14 protein-coding genes and 1 pseudogene are annotated in these 16,186 nt (G+C 67.3%); 6 read left to right on the top strand and 9 right to left on the bottom strand.

Annotated elements, in window-relative coordinates; all coding sequences use genetic code 11:
- The first annotated feature begins 229 nt into the window (after positions 1-229).
- The 5 genes and pseudogenes from rfbA (at position 230) to GVL03_RS17415 (ending at position 4,649) form a co-directional block, all read left to right on the top strand.
- Entirely contained in the window at positions 230-1,099 is an 870-nt protein-coding gene (gene rfbA / locus GVL03_RS17435) for a glucose-1-phosphate thymidylyltransferase RfbA (protein ID WP_159502283.1), read from the top strand.
- Positions 1,100-1,102: 3 nt separating this feature from the next.
- The gene (rfbB, locus tag GVL03_RS17430; protein ID WP_159502282.1) at positions 1,103-2,104 is read left to right on the top strand and encodes a dTDP-glucose 4,6-dehydratase; all 1,002 of its coding nucleotides are present in this window, start codon (positions 1,103-1,105) and stop codon (positions 2,102-2,104) included.
- A 6-nt stretch (positions 2,105-2,110) separates the two neighbouring features.
- Complete coding sequence (locus tag GVL03_RS17425; RefSeq protein ID WP_159502281.1) at positions 2,111-3,532, top strand: bifunctional dTDP-4-dehydrorhamnose 3,5-epimerase family protein/NAD(P)-dependent oxidoreductase; 1,422 nt, start codon at positions 2,111-2,113, stop codon at positions 3,530-3,532.
- Positions 3,529-3,711 (top strand): annotated as a pseudogene (locus GVL03_RS17420) (UDP-glucose 6-dehydrogenase); the annotation flags it as partial. The gene GVL03_RS17425 and the pseudogene GVL03_RS17420, both read left to right, overlap by 4 nt.
- 44 nt (positions 3,712-3,755) lie before the next feature.
- A complete protein-coding gene (locus GVL03_RS17415; RefSeq protein WP_159502280.1) occupies positions 3,756-4,649 on the top strand; it encodes a glycosyltransferase family 2 protein in 894 nt (297 codons plus the stop codon).
- A 9-nt stretch (positions 4,650-4,658) separates the two neighbouring features.
- On the opposite strand, the gene GVL03_RS17410 is transcribed toward GVL03_RS17415, so the two are convergent.
- The 9 genes from GVL03_RS17410 to GVL03_RS17370 all read right to left on the bottom strand — a co-directional run bounded on the left by GVL03_RS17410 (position 4,659) and on the right by GVL03_RS17370 (position 14,864).
- Positions 4,659-5,411 carry an ABC transporter ATP-binding protein gene (locus tag GVL03_RS17410; protein WP_159502279.1) on the bottom strand — a complete coding sequence of 251 codons (753 nt, stop codon included), beginning with the start codon at positions 5,409-5,411 and terminating at the stop codon, positions 4,659-4,661.
- A 1-nt stretch (position 5,412) separates the two neighbouring features.
- Positions 5,413-6,282 (bottom strand): ABC transporter permease, encoded by an 870-nt coding sequence (locus GVL03_RS17405; protein WP_159502278.1) that lies wholly within the window; start codon positions 6,280-6,282, stop codon positions 5,413-5,415.
- A gap of 87 nt (positions 6,283-6,369) precedes the next feature.
- Complete coding sequence (locus GVL03_RS17400; RefSeq protein ID WP_159502277.1) at positions 6,370-8,574, bottom strand: hypothetical protein; 2,205 nt, start codon at positions 8,572-8,574, stop codon at positions 6,370-6,372.
- A 129-nt stretch (positions 8,575-8,703) separates the two neighbouring features.
- Entirely contained in the window at positions 8,704-9,804 is a 1,101-nt protein-coding gene (locus GVL03_RS17395; protein WP_306770352.1) for a glycosyltransferase, read from the bottom strand.
- Between the two features lie 87 nt (positions 9,805-9,891).
- On the bottom strand, positions 9,892-11,361 hold the full coding sequence (locus GVL03_RS17390) for an LCP family protein (RefSeq protein WP_159502275.1): 1,470 nt from the start codon (positions 11,359-11,361) through the stop codon (positions 9,892-9,894).
- Positions 11,358-11,825 carry a 5-(carboxyamino)imidazole ribonucleotide mutase gene (gene purE, locus GVL03_RS17385; protein WP_159502284.1) on the bottom strand — a complete coding sequence of 156 codons (468 nt, stop codon included), beginning with the start codon at positions 11,823-11,825 and terminating at the stop codon, positions 11,358-11,360. The genes GVL03_RS17390 and purE overlap by 4 nt, the downstream gene beginning before the upstream one ends.
- A gap of 303 nt (positions 11,826-12,128) precedes the next feature.
- Positions 12,129-13,265 carry a 5-(carboxyamino)imidazole ribonucleotide synthase gene (locus tag GVL03_RS17380; protein WP_159502274.1) on the bottom strand — a complete coding sequence of 379 codons (1,137 nt, stop codon included), beginning with the start codon at positions 13,263-13,265 and terminating at the stop codon, positions 12,129-12,131.
- Positions 13,266-13,344: 79 nt separating this feature from the next.
- Positions 13,345-13,914: a PH domain-containing protein gene (locus GVL03_RS17375; protein WP_159502273.1), complete on the bottom strand. Its 570-nt coding sequence runs from the start codon at positions 13,912-13,914 to the stop codon at positions 13,345-13,347.
- 155 nt (positions 13,915-14,069) lie between these two features.
- A complete protein-coding gene (locus tag GVL03_RS17370) occupies positions 14,070-14,864 on the bottom strand; it encodes a biotin--[acetyl-CoA-carboxylase] ligase (protein ID WP_159502272.1) in 795 nt (264 codons plus the stop codon).
- Positions 14,865-15,195: 331 nt separating this feature from the next.
- On the opposite strand from GVL03_RS17370, the gene GVL03_RS17365 reads away from it, so the two are divergent.
- Positions 15,196-16,035 (top strand): endonuclease domain-containing protein, encoded by an 840-nt coding sequence (locus GVL03_RS17365; RefSeq protein WP_159502271.1) that lies wholly within the window; start codon positions 15,196-15,198, stop codon positions 16,033-16,035.
- Positions 16,036-16,186 lie beyond the last annotated feature (151 nt).

Raw genomic sequence — 16,186 nt, 5'->3', positions numbered from 1 at the left:
CCTCCGCCCCAACGACCCACAACACATCACCGGCAACACCACACGCCTACACAACGAATTCCACTGGACACCCCAAATCCCCTGGCAACAATCCATCACCGACTACATCACCGAAAACGACTGACGACGGGCACAACACCGGTCCTCAAGGCGATGACATCCGGGTTCACGATCACCGTGAACATCCCCCGGGACGGACGGCTACGACACGCATGAAAGGATGGTGTCCATGCGTGGGATCATTTTGGCTGGTGGTTCGGGGACGCGGTTGCACCCGATTACGTTGGGTGTGTCGAAGCAGTTGATCCCGGTGTTCGATAAGCCGATGGTGTATTACCCGTTGTCGACGTTGTTGTTGGCGGGGGTGACGGACATCCTGGTGATCACGACGCCGCATGATGCGCCGCATTTCCGGCGGCTTCTGGGGGACGGGTCGCAGTTCGGGATCAGTTTGTCGTTTGCGGAGCAGGGGTCGCCGGATGGGTTGGCGCAGGCGTTCACGATCGGCGCGGACCATATCGGCGCCGACAAGGTCGCTCTCGTGTTGGGCGACAATCTGTTGTACGGGCCGGGGCTGGGGGCGCAGTTGGCCCGGTATCGGGATGTGGATGGTGGGGCGGTGTTCGCGTATTGGGTGGCGGAGCCGCAGGCGTACGGGGTGGTGGAGTTCGATGAGGTCGGGCGTGCGGTGTCGTTGGAGGAGAAACCGGCGGTTCCGAAGTCGAACTATGCGGTCCCGGGGCTGTATTTCTATGACAACGACGTCGTCGAGATCGCGCGGGGCTTGACGCCGTCGCCGCGGGGTGAGTATGAGATCACCGACATCAATACCGCGTATCTGGAGGCGAGGAAACTGCAGGTGGAGGTGTTGCCGCGGGGCACGGCGTGGTTGGACACGGGAACGTTCGATCAGATGCTCGACGCAGGCGAGTACGTGCGCACGATGGAGCGCCGCACGGGGTTGAAGATCGGTGTTCCGGAGGAGATCGCGTGGCGGCAGGGGTTCCTGTCGGATGCGGAGCTTGAGGAGCGTGCGGGGAAACTGGTGAAGTCGGGGTACGGGTCGTATCTGCTCGACGTGCTGAAGAGAGGGAAGTAACGCATGGTCCGGAAACTTCTCGTGACCGGTGGTGCGGGGTTCATCGGGTCGAACTTCGTCCACCACGTCCTCTCCCACACCGACGATCACGTGACGGTGCTCGACAAGCTGACCTACGCGGGGAACCTCGCGTCGTTGGAGGGCCTGCCTGCGGATCGGTTCCGGTTCGTGCGGGGCGATATCGCGGACGCGGACCTGGTGGATGGGTTGTTCGCGGACGTGGACGCGGTGGTGCATTACGCGGCGGAGTCGCACAACGACAACAGTCTGAACGATCCGCGTCCGTTCCTAGACACGAACATCATCGGCACCTATACGCTCCTGGAAGCCGCGCGGCGTCATGATCGGAGGTTGCATCACATCTCCACCGACGAGGTCTACGGCGACCTCGAACTGGATGATCCGGCCCGGTTCACCGAGCACACCCCCTACAACCCGTCCTCCCCGTATTCGTCGACGAAGGCGGGGTCGGATTTGTTGGTGCGGGCGTGGGTGCGGTCGTTCGGGGTCCGTGCGACGATCAGCAACTGCTCGAACAACTATGGGCCGTATCAGCACGTGGAGAAGTTCATTCCCCGGCAGATCACGAACGTGCTCCAAGGGATCCGCCCCCGCCTCTACGGCAAGGGTGAGAACGTGCGGGACTGGATCCACGCCGATGACCACTCCTCCGCGGTCCTCACCATCCTCGACCGGGGTGTGGTCGGGGAGACGTATCTGATCGGCGCGGACGGGGAGAAGGACAACAGGACCGTCGTGGAACTCATCCTCACCCTCCTGGGTCAGGAACCCGACGCGTATGATCACGTCACCGACCGCGCCGGCCACGATCTGCGGTACGCGATCGACTCCACCAAGCTCCGCCGCGAGCTCGGCTGGACCCCGCAGTATCAGGACTTCGACGCGGGCCTCCGAGCGACGATCGACTGGTATCGGGACCATGAGTCCTGGTGGGCACCCACGAAAGACGGCGTCGAAGCGTTCTACGCCTCGAAGGGACAGTGAACCGGGATGACGGAGTTCGGTAAACCCCTCACCCGCACCGACACGCCGATCCCTGGGCTGGTGGTGTTCGACCTGCCCGTCCACGGCGACGCGCGGGGCTGGTTCAAAGAGAACTGGCAACGGCAGAAACAACTCGCGCTCGGGCTGCCCGATTTCGGGCCCGTGCAGAACAACATCTCCTTCAACGACGCTGCGGGCACCACCCGGGGAATCCACGCGGAGCCCTGGGACAAATACGTGTCCGTCGCGACCGGGCGGGTCTTCGGCGCCTGGGTCGACCTCCGCGAGGGCCCCACCTTCGGCACCGTCTACACCACGATCCTTGGCCCCTCCAGAGCGATCTACGTGCCCCGCGGCGTCGGGAACTCCTACCAGACCCTGGAACCCGACACCGCCTACACCTACCTCGTCAACGACCACTGGTCCCCCACCGCCGAATACTCCTTCCTGAACCTCGCCGACGAGACCGCGAGCATCTCCTGGCCCATTCCCCTGGACCAGGTCCAGATCAGCGAGAAAGACAAAGACCACCCCCGCCTCGCCGACGTCACCCCCATCCCGGCGCGGAAGACCCTCATCCTCGGCGCGAACGGACAACTCGGAAAAGCACTCCGCGTCGAGTACGGCGATCAGCCGCACATCGAGTACACGACGCGGGACACCCTCGACCTCACCGCGCCCGACCTCGAGCACGCACGCCACTGGCGGGACTACGACACCATCATCAACGCCGCCGCCTACACCGCCGTCGACACCGCCGAAACCCCCGAAGGCCGCACGGCAGCGTGGACCGCGAACGTCACCGCGCTCACCACCCTCGCCCGCATCGCCACCCAGCACGACATCACCCTCGTCCACGTCTCCAGCGACTACGTCTACGACGGCACCAAAGAAGCCCCCTACACCGAAACCGACCCCCTCAACCCCCTCGGCGTCTACGGACAAACCAAAGCCGCCGGCGACCAGATCATCGCCACCGTCCCGAAGCACTACATCATCCGCACCAGCTGGGTCATCGGCGACGGCAACAACTTCATCCGCACCATGGCATCACTCGCCCAACGCGGCATCAACCCCCGCGTCGTCAACGACCAGGTAGGGCGCCTCACCTTCACCCCCACCATCGCCCAAACCATCCACCACCTCACCACCACCCACGCCGAATACGGGACCTACAACGTCACAGGCACCGGCGAACCCCAAACCTGGTACCAGATCGCCCAAGACGTCTACCGGCTCACCGGACACGACCCCCACCGCATCACCCCCGTCACCACCACCGAATACTTCACCGACACCACCACCCCCACCGCACCCCGACCACGAAACAGCGTCCTCGACCTCCACAAACTCGAAACCACCGGACACACTCCCACCGACGCCCACACCGCGCTCACCGACTACCTCACCACCGGAGCAACACAATGAAACTCTCTGTGATCGGCTGCGGCTATTTGGGTGCGGTGCATACGGCGGCGATGGCGTCGATCGGTCACGACGTGGTCGGGATCGATGTCGACGCGGGCAAGATCGAGGCGCTCTCGAAGGGTGAGGCGCCGTTCTTCGAGCCCGGGCTGCCCGAGATCCTCACCGAGGGGAACGCATCTGCCTGGCGTACGGCGGGATGGTCCTATCTGGGCATGGGACGACCATGACGGATGCCCCTAAAGTCAGCATCGTCATGCGGACGAAGGACCGTCCGGATTTCCTGCGACGAGCACTGCGAAGCATATCGTCGCAGATGTTCTCCGCCTGGGAAGCAGTCGTCGTGAACGACGGAGGCAATCCCGATACGGTGGATCAGATCGTTCAAGAGCTCGCTGCGGATGTGCGCACTCGACTGACAGTGCGGCATCACGACACTTCGCGCGGTCGCTGGCAGAGCGCGAACGCCGGCGTTCTGGCCACCTCTGCTCCGTTCCTTGTGCTGCACGACGATGACGATACCTGGGATCCAGGGTTCCTCGAAGCCGCAGTGGAATATCTCGAGGAACACCATGACCGGGATGCCGTTGTCTCGCGGATCCGAGTTCTCTGGGAGCAACGTACGCCCACCGGCTTCGAGACGGCTCGGACCGAGATCTTCCAGCCACAACTGCACGATCTCCTTCTCAGCGACGCGCTGCTGTTCAACCGGTACGTGCCAATCGGTTTCGTGTATCGACGTGCGCTCCACGAGGAGCTCGGGCTGTACCGGGACACGTTGCCGGTCATCGGCGACTGGGAGTTCAATCTCCGTGTTCTCACTCGTGGCCCCATAGAGTTTCTCGGCGATCGACCGCTTGTCAATTGGCATCAGCGCGAGGGCGACAACGGCTCCGACGGGAACAGTGTCATTGAGGCCCGCGGCGACCATGCGAGGTACGATGCCCTTCTGCGTGACGAGCAACTACGTACCTATGTCGGCGAAAACGGACTAGGACTGGTCCTCTACCTGACCAAATTCATCGACCAGAGGTTCGTGGAAGTTGAGAACGGGATCCGCACGGAGATCGCACGTTCCTCGCTCTGGCGCCGATTGGCGACCCGCTTACGCCGGCGCTGAGTGCGCCACTCAGGCACGAAGGAACTCCACTGCCTCCTCCACGGGCCCGTCGAACACCTTGCGACCCTTCGAGATCACGATGCCCCGCTCGCAGAGCTCTTTGACCATGTTCATGTCATGACTGACGACCAGCATGGTTATGCCCTGGGTCGTCAGCTCCTTGATCTTCCGCGCGCACTTGGCGCGGAAGGGCGCGTCACCGACCGACAGGACCTCGTCGACCAGCAGGATGTCCGCGTGCACGTGGATGGCGACCGAGAATGCGAGACGCATGAACATGCCTGAGGAATAGTGCTTGACCTCCTGATCGATGAACTCCCCGATCTCAGAGAACTCCACGATCGCGTCGAATGTCTCGTCGATCTCCTTCTTGTTCATCCCGAGGATCGCGGCATTCAGGTAGACGTTTTCGCGCCCCGATAGATCGGGGTGGAACCCCGCTCCGACCTCAATCAGACCGGCGACGCGTCCACGTGTCAGCACCCTCCCGCCATCTGGTTCGAGAACGCCGGACACGAGTTTGAGAGTCGTGGATTTTCCGGACCCGTTAAGCCCGAGCACGGCGACCGCCTCGCCTTCGCCCACCTGAAAGCTGACGTCGTTCAATGCCCGAAATTCATCCGCACGCACGCGCGCGCGTTTGATCCACCCCACGAACGCTTCCTTGAATGAGTGCGTGTTACGCCTCAGGAAGATCTTCGAGACATGGTCAAGAACGATGGACGGCCGTCCCGCGACTGTCGGATAGATTGTCTCGCTCATGTCAGAGGTCCTGCGCGAAGGTGCGCTCGAAGCGCCGGAAGTTGAGCTGTCCGATGATCAGGAAGAGCACGGTGACGATCACCGCAGAACCGAGGTAGATCCCGAAATGGGGTGGAAGTCCTGGATTGGCAGTTGTGGTGGGCTCCCAGAACGCAAGGTGAAAGAGCTCGACCGAGACGGTGAGCGGGTTGGACATATACACGTGGAACGCCCAGGCGGGAAGCTCATTCGCGACGAGCGACCACGTATAGAGCACCGGAGAGGTCCAAGTGGAGAACATCCGGATGAGCTCCACGAAGTTCTGCGCGTCGCGGAAGCGCACATTGAGCCCACTGAAGAAGAGACCGAGCCCGAGCGAGAAGAGCAGCACCAGCACGGTCCCCAAAAGGAAGGCCCCGACAGCTGTCAATGTCGGCAACCATCCGAGCAGGATGCAGACGGCGAGGAGGATGACGATCTGCGGCAGGAAGTGCACGGACGCCACGATGATGGCGGCGACCGGGAACAGTTCGCGCGGCAGGTAGATCTTCTTGACCAATGACCCATTGTCGACGATGGCGTTCGTCGCGTTGCCAAATGCCTCGTTGAAGAGGTTGACGATGACCACGCCGGCGAACAGGTACACGGCGAAGTTCTGGACGTCGCGATGGATCCCGAGAATGATCCCCATCACGAAGTAGTAGATGAGGAACTGCGCTCCGGGCTTGACGTAAGACCACGTCCATCCGAGCACGGAGTTGCGATACCGAGTCGCCGTGCCCTTACGCACCAACAGCCTCAGCAAGTATCGGTGCTGGATGACGTCAAGGATTCCTCGTCCTCGGCCCGGTACATCAAAGTCCCGCAGGTCGAGCGGTTCCGCAGTTGCCACGTGTTGTCTCTCCGGGCTGAAGTCGGGGCGGATCGGGTGAGCGCCGAGGAAACAGTCTAATGGCGTCCCGGCTGCGCGACCGCTGGGTCAGGGCTGGAAGGCGAGGCGTCCGCACAGGGTCTCGGACAACGCGATCGCTCGCCCCGCGTCCGATGGCGACCGCACCAGCACCCCGCTGGAGGCCACGTATGTCGTTCCGCTACACGTCACGTAGCGGCCTAGCACGTCCGGAGACGCAGGAAGCTCGAAGAATGGGACCGTACGGACGGAAGTGCCCAGGCCGAGTGTGACGACGTCTGTGAAGCTACCGACATAGATGAGGTTGTCGCCGTCGAGAAGATAGACGTTCGCCGACCGGCCCGACTTCACGAGCTCTCCCGGCGTGCCGTACGGCACGCCGACGGGGAGCGCCGCGATCGTCGCAGCCGTCACATTCAGGAGCCGTGGGCTACTGGTCTGTGCGAGGGAGTACAGCTGCTCCATGGTGGCGACGTGACGGAGGACACCTGCCGTCGCGTGATAAATGTCGCCGTTACTCTGCCTCAGGAAGACCGGGGCTGCGGCGGCGTCCGAGCGCGTCAAGCGTCCGCAGGTCGCATCGTCGAGGGCCGCGGCGGCGAAACCATCGGTCGCGTTCGTGGGGTGCAGCATCCCCGATGCCGCCACATAGGTCACGCCGTTGCAGGTGACGAATGGCGTCAACGTGCCCGCATCGGAATAGCCCTTCAGCGCGCCGTCAGTCACGACGGTCGCGCGAGTCGGGATTCCGAGCTCAGTCGCGAACGACCATACCGGCAGGTGATACGTCCGGCCATCCGCAGTGGGCACGATCACTCTCCCGTCACGCGGGTTCACGATGAAACGACCTGGTTCGAAGAGAGTCCGATCGGCAATCCTCCACTGTGCGATCGCGACCGGCATAAGAACTGCCGCATATGGTTCCACGCCACCGTTGTAGAAGGCTGCAGCGGCACCGTCGAAGAGCGGTGTCAGAACACCGGCAGCCATCTGATGGACCGTGCCTCCTCGCTGCACCCGGGCGAAGCTCGTCATCTCCGGTCCGACGCTGATCCGATCGAAGTCATTCGCAGCCACGGCTGTCGTGACGTTGCACGAGCCACCCCACTGCGAAACCACCGAGCAGGAAGAGAAACGATGGGTCGCTCCGTCATCGAGGTAGGCGACGACGCCCGTGGCCGGGTTGCGTAGGAATCTCGTCGCGGAGCCGCCGTCGGTGAAGCCCTCCAGATGGCTTGACGGCACAGCGACGGGAGAGCCGAAGGCCGCGCGATAGTAGTACCACTCATCGGCGGTGATGTGGAACCGCACTCCTCCGCTGACAAAGTAGATGTCCGGGCCGACCGAGTAGATGAGGGACGATCGGATCTGCGTCGACCCGAACCAGTCCACGTAGTACTGGTAGAAGTTGCGGTTGCCGTAGCTGGAGCAGCCGTCGCCGAGGCCGTAGCCGGCGCGCAGCGCCGCGGCGTTGGGCTGGTACGGCGTGTAGGTGTAGAGCGACGCCGTCGCCCAGTTCTGGATGTTGAGGTTGGTGCCGCCGCAGCTGGCATTGGGGTTGTACTGGATGTAGTTGACCCCCGGCTGCTTGCCGAACTTCGCCGCCTTGTAGGTCTTCAGCTGAGTGACACCTCCGACGAGCTGCGGTCCGACGCCCTTGAACGCCGGGTCGCACGGCGCTGTGTCCGGACAGGCCTGTCCCATCGCCGCGTTGAGGTTCCAGTCGCTGGGCGCTTTGCTCGTCGTGAGGCCCTGTTCCTTCTGCAGTGTGACGAGGATGACCTTCGCCGAGATGCCGCACGCGACCTGCAGGCGGTAGATGAGCTCGGACACGCGCATGGTCCCGCCCTGGATCGCGCTGCAGATCAGCGCACCCGTGGAACTCGAGCTTCGAGCGTCGCGCGACGAGATGCTCGCGTTGAGGACGTTCAGGCACTTGCCGTTCTGGCACGCACCGATCTTCTGGTCGAGGAACGACTGGATCTCGGCGGCCGACATCGCCGCCCCGTCGTAGAAGAGCGCATCCGAAATGATGTTCGTCGGGTCGAACTTGCTCAGGTCCGCAGCTTTGACGATGTCGTTCGCGACGGACGACTCCGCGAGTGCCGCGGTGGATGCCGAACCGTCCGTGACGGTGCCTGCGACGAACGCGTCGACCGGATCGGCAGCAGAGGCCGGCGCCGCACCTCCGACGAGGAGCCCCGCGGCGAGCCCGAGAACCGCGACGACCGCCGCGAAGGTCCGCCGCGGCGAATGCACGGAGCGACGTCGCATGGGAACAGTGTGGCGGAAGTTTCGCATGGTCACCAGAGAGTCGAGAGACGCGGCACAGCGCGCCGGGTGCACTTCACCCGGCTTTACTCTCACATGCGCCTCCCAGGAAACCGGCGCGCCACACCGCGCCTACAGCTCGGCGTGCAACGCCCAGACGCGTTCCGCGTGGTCCCACCAGGCGAATGCCTTGCCGCGGTCCGCGGAGCGCACGGCGAAGCGCTTGCGGTTCTCATCCGACGAGAGCACCTGGGCGAGGGCATCACCGAGGTCCGCCGCATCCGCGATCGAGCCGCCGTCGAGCAGGATCTCCTCGTGCACGACCGATCCCACGGCCACCACGGGCACGCCGAGCGCCAGCGCCTCGACCACGCGCCACGGGAACGCGGTCAGCGTGGACGGAGCGACGAGCGCCACCGCGGCATCGAGCACGGCGGCGCGGTCGGGCACCGACAGCACCCCACGGGAGTGCACGACCTCGGCCCGGAGGCCGGCGGCGGCCGCGAGGTCCTGAACGCGGGGCTCGCGCCCTTCTCCGATATCGAGGACGACGACCGCGTACTCCTCGCCGAGCGAGGCCACGGCCGACAGGCCCGCGGCGAGAGCGGAGTCGTCGCACCGCCCCCCGGCGATCACGATCACCTCGTCGGGGATCATCAGGTCGCGCCGTCGGCCGACGGCGTCCGACGGCACGGCGAAACCCGCGGGAGCCGCCCCGGGGATGACACGCACGCGCGCGGCGATCTTCGGTGACACCTCGCCGAGCCTCTGCGCCATGGCGTGGGCGGGCACGACGATCGCATCCGCGTGCTTCTCGGCGCGCTTGAGCATCGCGCGATACCAGGCCACAACGTTCCGCGGCAGCTCGTCCGCGACCTCCCACGCGCACATCTCCCACAGAGTGACGACCGTCTGGTCGTTCTGGTGGACCCGGTCGTGACGCACGAGCGGCGCCATCAGCGACGGTGCATGGATGAGGCCGCCGCCGACGCCCGGCGCGATGCCGAGCTGCCATGCCGCCGCGAGCCTCGTGCGAGCCAGCGGCGCCTTGGCGACCGCCGCCAGTCCCCCGAGCTCCCGTGCAGCGCCCTCGGAGCCCGCCGGCACGATGGCCGCCACGTCGCAGTCCTTGGGTGCCACCGCGATCAGCGCACGGGTCAGCTGCACGCTCGCCTCGGCGACGTCTGCATCGACGACGTCCGACAGCTGATCGAGCACAACGCGAAGGGACACAGTCACATCCCCGAGCCTATCCAGCGGCTATGCGTGCGCCCTGGGAGAGCGCCGCAGATCGCCGGACCGACCGTACCGCCGACGCGCTCAGCCCTCCGTCGGAGTCGCAGTCGGCGGATGCAGTGTCTGCTGCACGAGCTGCTGAACATACTCGTAGTCGGGGTTCTCGTCGTCGATCCCGCCCTCGGGGGTGAGCTCGATCGTCGTGATCGGCTGTTCCTTGGCCTTGATCGCGAGTTCCACGAAGTATCCGAGCATCGACTGCGGGATATCGGTCTGCACGAGATGCTGACCGGCCGAGGCGACCTCCTGGAAGCGTGTCAGCACGTTCGCCGGCGTGAACTGAGCGAGGATCGCCGCCTGCAGCTCGCGCTGCCGCTTCATGCGGTCCCAGTCGTTCGTCGTGTAGCGCGAGCGAGCGTACCACTGTGCGGTGTCGCCGTCCATGACCTGCTCGCCGACCTCGATCCAGCCGGTCGCCCAGTCCTCGGCGGGCTGCCCGTCGTATGCGGGCCCGCCCCCTTCCGGCAGACGCTCGGTGACCGTGATGGTCACTCCGCCGAGCGCGTCGATGAGCGCCGCGAACCCGTGCATGTCGATGAACGCGTAGTACGGGATCTCGATGCCGAGGATCCCCTCCGCCGCGTCCTTCGTCGCCTCGATGCCGGGCTCGGAGCCGTTGGCCACCGCATCCGGGTACAGGGCATTGCCGTCCTGGCAGACCTCGACCTCGGTGCGAAGCTGGTTGATGCCGCTCCCCCATCCGCACGTCGAGCTCGTGTGACTCTCGTGCCCGTTCGGATACTTGTCCTGCATGGGGCCGGCGGAGAACGGGAAGTTCGGCATGTCGCGGGGGATGCCGAAGATCGTGACCGCCCCCGTGTCGGCGTTGACCGAGACGACCGAGATGCTGTCGAAGCGCATCGAGTCGCGGCCTTCGCCGCTGTCGGCGCCGAGCAGCAGGATGCTGTAGTAGCCGTCGATCGGCTCGATCGCGGGCCCCGCCTGGGTGAAGATCGCGCCGAGCGTCTCGCGCGCTGACCCGGCCACGTTCGAGGCGTAGACCGCCCCGCCCGTCGCGAGCACCATGACGCCGACGGCCACGACGCCCGTGGCCAGGCGCGCCCACGGCTTGATCTTCACGAAGCGCACGAGCCTCAGCGTGTCGACCGTGAGGATCGCCCACAGCGCGGCGTAGAGCAGCAGGAGCCCCTGGGCGACGAGCAGCGGCAGCACACGCAGCGCGCTCAGCCACTCCGGGATCCACGTGGCCGTGACGAAGCCGACGAGAGCCTGGGGCGACAGCAGGGCGAGCACGCCCAGCACGATCACCGCGACCCAGAGGAACAGCGTGGCGCCGAGGCCGATGCGACCGAGCCGGCGGTTACCCGCGAGCACCTGCGCCGACCCGGGGATGAAGATGTTCAGCAGGACGAGCCACCAGGCGCGGCGCGTCATGACCGAGCGGGACGAGCTGTCGGGGTAGCGGATCGGGTAGGGGTTCACCGCCGGCGGTACGCCCGAGCCCCGTGGTCGGGCGGGGCTCGCAACGCTCACAGGGAGTCCTTCAGCCGCCGGTTCTTCTCCTCGACGACCTCTTCCAGCGCCCGCGCGTACGCCTCGACGCGATCGGCGAGCGTATCGTCGGCCGAACCCAGGATGCGGGCGGCGAGCAGTCCCGCGTTCTTCGCACCGCCGATCGAGACGGTGGCGACCGGGATGCCTGCGGGCATCTGCACGATGCTCAGGAGCGAGTCGAGACCGTCGAGGGTGGCGAGCGCCACCGGCACCCCGATGACCGGAAGCGACGTCACCGAGGCGAGCATGCCCGGCAGGTGGGCGGCGCCACCGGCACCGGCGATGATGACCTTCAGCCCCCGCTCGCGCGCATCACGCCCGTAACGGTGCAGCTTGTCGGGTGTGCGGTGCGCCGAGACCACCTCGACCTCGTGCGGCACGCCGAACTCGGTGAGCGCCTCGGAGGCGGCGCTCATGACGCGCCAGTCGGAATCGGAACCCATCACGACGCCCACCAGAGGCGCGTCGGAGGAATGCAGCGGCCGGGTCACCCGACCAGGCTAGAGCCCATCACTGGAAGATCCCCGCAACGGCGCGCGCCCCGGGGCTCACGCCCCTGCCCCGTTCAGGCTCGAGCCCGGGCTCGGGCACGGCGGACTCCGTGGGGCGCGAAAGCCCGGTCGCCGGGCGAGAGCCGCGACACGAAGCGCGCAAGCGAAGCGAGCCCCGCCACCCTTCGTCTCGTCACGTCTCGTCTCGTCTCGACGTTCCTCGGTCAGGGACCGACGGGGGGGGGATGATCGGCGTCAGTGAAGGAAGTGGGAGGCGGCGGCCCGCGCGTCGTACGCCACGTCGTCGAGGTCGTCGCCCGCGACCGTGACGTGTCCGACCTTGCGACCGGGCCTCGGCGCCTTGCCGTACGTGTGGATCCTCGCGCGGGGATGCTCGGCCATCGCCGCCGCGAACCGCTCGTCGAGGCCGCCCGAGACGGGCCCGCCGAGCACGTTGATCATGACCGACCAGCTCTCCCGCGGGGACGCATCGCCCAGGGGCAGATCGAGCACGGCCCGCAGGTGCTGCTCGAACTGGCTCGTGACCGCGCCGTCCTGGGTCCAGTGGCCGCTGTTGTGCGGCCGCATCGCGAGCTCGTTGACGAGGACGCGCTCGTCGGAGGTCTCGAAGAGCTCGACCGCCAGCATCCCGGTGACACCGAGCCCCTCGGCGATCGCGACGCCGATGCGCTCGGCCTCCTGGGCGAGACGGACACCGGCGCGGGGTGCCGGCGCGATGACCTCCGCGCAGACCCCGTCGCGCTGCACGGTCTCCACGACCGGGTAGGCGACGATCTGTCCGGAGGGACGCCGCGCGACCTGCTGCGCGAGCTCGCGGGTGAAGTCGACGAGCTCCTCGACGAGCAGCGCTCCGCCGTGGGCGTCCTCCGCGAGCGCGGTGAACCAGTCCTCGGCCTCGGTGGCGGCCCGCACGACCCGCACTCCCTTGCCGTCGTAGCCGCCGCGCGGGGTCTTGACGACCGCCCGGCCGCCGTGGTCGTCGAGGAACTCCTGCAGCTCGTGCGCCGAGGCGACCGCGGCCCAGTCCGGTTGCGGCATCCCGAGCTCGGCCAGGCGCGCGCGCATCACCAGCTTGTCCTGGGCGAACTGCAGGGCGTCCGGGCCGGGGTGCACGGCGACGCCCTCCGCCACGAGGGCGCGGAGCACCGACTGCGGCACGTGCTCGTGATCGAAGGTCAGGACATCGACCTCGCGGGCGAACTCGCGCACCGTCTCGACATCGACGTAGTCGCCGACCCGCGTCGCGGCGAGGGATGCGGACATCCCCTCCTGCTCGGCGAGCACGCGGATGTCGAGTCCCAGCTCGACCGCCGGTGCGATCATCATCCGGGCCAGCTGGCCTCCGCCCACGACTCCGACACGCACGGTCATGCGACTCCCTTTCGTCTCGGCCATTCTCTCCTACCGCGACCGGGCCGACATCGGCTCGGCGGCGCCGGCGGGACTCCCCTCAGGCCTGCTGGCCCGGAAGCGGCGGCGCCGGCGGAAGCGCCTGCGAGTCGCGGTGCGCGAGGATCTGGTTCACCTCGACCTGGTCGACGAGCACCTCGTGCACGAGCGACACGGCGGGGATGTTGCGGATGACGAGCGGCCGGTCGACGCCGTCGTCGAGCACGAGCGATCCCGTGCCCCAGATCCGCTGCAGGATGCCGCGACGCTCGGTGATCGCGTACCCGCGCACGTGGGTGAGCTCGCGGGCACGGCGCACCACCAGACCGGAGCGCTCGATGACGCGCCGGGTCGTCACGGTGTAGGTGTGCGATGCCCAGACGAGGAAGGGCAGCAGGACGAGCAGGAACACCACGGTGCCGGCGGCGGCGAACAGCATCCAGTCCTCGAAGGGAGCGGGCAGGTTGTCGTAGAAGTAGCCCGTGGCGCCGGCGACCGCGATCAGCACGAGCGCCGACCACGTGAGCCTGCGCGCATGCCCGCGCGTGCGCACGATGCGCATCTCGGGCGTCGGAACGCCCGACGGGGGCATGAGCGGACGGGACAGGCCGAGTCCGGTCGGCTGGGTCATGCTCCCATTGTGCGGTGTCCCGCCCGTACGAGCGTGCTGCACACGCCCGGTCGTGCGTTCACCGGGGCCGTCCTCGCACGGATCCGGCCTCTGCGCGCTCCGGAGGGCACGAGCGGATCCGGCGATCCCGACACCCCCGCATGGGGGCGCCGGGATCAGCGCACGTGCGTGACGTCGCCCGCCGCGACCGGCACCTCGGCGCCGCCCGCGACGACGACCAGGCGCCCCGACTCGTCGAGGCGCTCGGCACGCCCCTCGAGGATCGTCCCGTCGGGCAGGGAGACGGCGACGTCGGAGCCGAGCGTCGAGCACAGCTTCTCCACACCCCCCCGTACCCCGGATGCACCGGCGTCCCCGCGTGCGGCGATCAGCGCCTGCAGCTGCTCGTCGAGCGCGTTCAGGTAGTCCGCCAGCAGCCGGTCCTCGTCGGCCTCCCGGCCGAGCGCATCGAACGACACCGCGGTCGACACCGGCAGGTCGGCCCGCGACATCCGGGTGTTCACACCGGAGCCGACGACCACCGCATCCGGATGGTTCGGCACCGCCTCGGCGAGGATGCCGCAGATCTTGAGGCCGTCGACGAGCACGTCGTTCGGCCACTTGAGCCCGACCGCATGCGGGGTCGAGCGCAGCTGCGCGGCCACCGCGCGCGTCATCGCCGCGCCCGCGACGAGCGGGATCCACCCACGGGCCTCGATCGGCAGGCCGGGCACGCGCACGATCACCGACACGGCAAGCGCCGTTCCGGGCGGCGCGGTCCAGGTGCGGTCGAGCCGCCCGCGACCGTGGCGCTGATCGGTCGTCAGCAGCACGGAGAGGTGCGGCCACCGGCCGTCGTCGGCCACGACGGCGGCGACCGCGTCGGCGTTCGTGGACTCGGTCGTCTCGACGACCTGGAGGCGCGGGCTGACGGCGGCGGCGAGCGGGTAGCCCTCGGCGGGGATCGACATGCCGCCACCCTACGCGGGCCCGGCCGCGCCCGCCGCGGACTTGACATGCCCACCCGACCCCGCGCAGACGACCGCGCCCGTCCGGCGCCTGGCCGTCCGCATGGCCGGCCGAGACGAGGGGAATCGGCCAAGAGGAGGGGGAGAACGCCGAGAACATCCTCGTCCCGACCGATTCCCCTCATCCCGCCGGGCATCGTTCCCTCATCCGCCGCCCGCCGACGCAGACCGACGCAGACCGGAGCCGAAGATCACCTGTCCTCCCCACCCCGTTCTCGCCGCTCGTCCCCTGTGGGATCGGTCTCGCCCCACTGGCGCGCCGGATGCTGAAACCATGACCGTCCGTTCCCAGCTGCATCCGCTCGGCTACCTCCATCGCAACGACCTCGTGGATCTCGGATGGCGTCCTGACCGCATACGACGCGCGATCGACGCGGAGGGCCTCGTCCTTCTCCGGAGGCAGTGGGTGATCGCCCCGGATGCGGCTCCTCCCGCCGTGGCGCTGGCCGCCGCATCCGGCGGTCGGCTCACCTGTGTATCCGCCGCGGCGCTCCGAGGCCTGTGGCGTCCGGGCCACGACGACACCGTCCATCTCTGGATTCCGGCTCATTCGGGCGTACGGTGCCCGAATGCCCACATCCATCGCTCGACCGGTCCCGCGGCGGCGCACCCCCGATCCCTGATCGAGCCGGTGGAGAACCTGCTCGCGACCGCCGCCCTGTGCCTTGGCCGTGACGATGCCCGCACGGTGTGGGAGTCCGCGCTCCGGCAGCACCTGGTGACGCGGGAGCATCTGCAGGCGGTGCCCTGGCGGGGAACGCGCGCCCGGGAGCTCGCCGCAGACGTGACCGGCCTGTCGGACTCGGGGATCGAGACTCTCGCCGTGTCCCGTCTCGCGCGCGCCGGGGTCGCGGTCCGACAGCAGGTGCCGCTCGCCGGGCACGACGTCGACGGGCTGGTCGGCACGCATCTCGTGCTGCAGTTCGACGGCTTCGCCCACCACCGCGCATCCGACCGAAGGCGCGACATCGCCCACGATCGGCGACTGCGGCTGCTCGGGTACACCGTGCTTCGCTACGACTACCACGAGATCGTGAACGAGTGGCCGCGCGTCGAGCGGGAGATCCTCGCCGCTATCGCGCAGGGCCTTCACCTGTCGCCCCACCGGGGCTGAGACTCCATCCTGCCGACACCATCCGCCCACCCGCCCATCCGGCGCATGGCCGACCGCATGGCCGACCGGGACGAGGGGAATCGGCCAAGAGGAGGGGGAGAACGCCGAGAACATCCTCGTCCCGACCGATTCCCCTCATCCCGCCTGTCTC

This window comes from Microbacterium sp. 18062 (assembly GCF_902706225.1).
GTDB lineage: Bacteria > Actinomycetota > Actinomycetes > Actinomycetales > Microbacteriaceae > Microbacterium.
Note: the sequence above shows the minus strand (reverse complement) of the source record. Positions and strands in the feature narration are given on the sequence as shown.

Excerpts from the sequence above, each read along its gene's own strand:
- rfbA (WP_159502283.1), top strand. The coding sequence starts at position 230 with ATGCGTGGGATCATTTTGGCTGGTGGTTCGGGGACGCGGTTGCACCCG.
- rfbB (WP_159502282.1), top strand. The coding sequence starts at position 1,103 with ATGGTCCGGAAACTTCTCGTGACCGGTGGTGCGGGGTTCATCGGGTCG.
- GVL03_RS17425 (WP_159502281.1), top strand. The coding sequence starts at position 2,111 with ATGACGGAGTTCGGTAAACCCCTCACCCGCACCGACACGCCGATCCCT.
- GVL03_RS17415 (WP_159502280.1), top strand. The coding sequence starts at position 3,756 with ATGACGGATGCCCCTAAAGTCAGCATCGTCATGCGGACGAAGGACCGT.
- GVL03_RS17410 (WP_159502279.1), bottom strand. The coding sequence starts at position 5,411 with ATGAGCGAGACAATCTATCCGACAGTCGCGGGACGGCCGTCCATCGTT.
- GVL03_RS17400 (WP_159502277.1), bottom strand. The coding sequence starts at position 8,574 with ATGCGACGTCGCTCCGTGCATTCGCCGCGGCGGACCTTCGCGGCGGTC.
- purE (WP_159502284.1), bottom strand. The coding sequence starts at position 11,825 with ATGGGTTCCGATTCCGACTGGCGCGTCATGAGCGCCGCCTCCGAGGCG.
- GVL03_RS17380 (WP_159502274.1), bottom strand. The coding sequence starts at position 13,265 with ATGACCGTGCGTGTCGGAGTCGTGGGCGGAGGCCAGCTGGCCCGGATG.
- GVL03_RS17375 (WP_159502273.1), bottom strand. The coding sequence starts at position 13,914 with ATGACCCAGCCGACCGGACTCGGCCTGTCCCGTCCGCTCATGCCCCCG.
- GVL03_RS17370 (WP_159502272.1), bottom strand. The coding sequence starts at position 14,864 with ATGTCGATCCCCGCCGAGGGCTACCCGCTCGCCGCCGCCGTCAGCCCG.
- GVL03_RS17365 (WP_159502271.1), top strand. The coding sequence starts at position 15,196 with ATGACCGTCCGTTCCCAGCTGCATCCGCTCGGCTACCTCCATCGCAAC.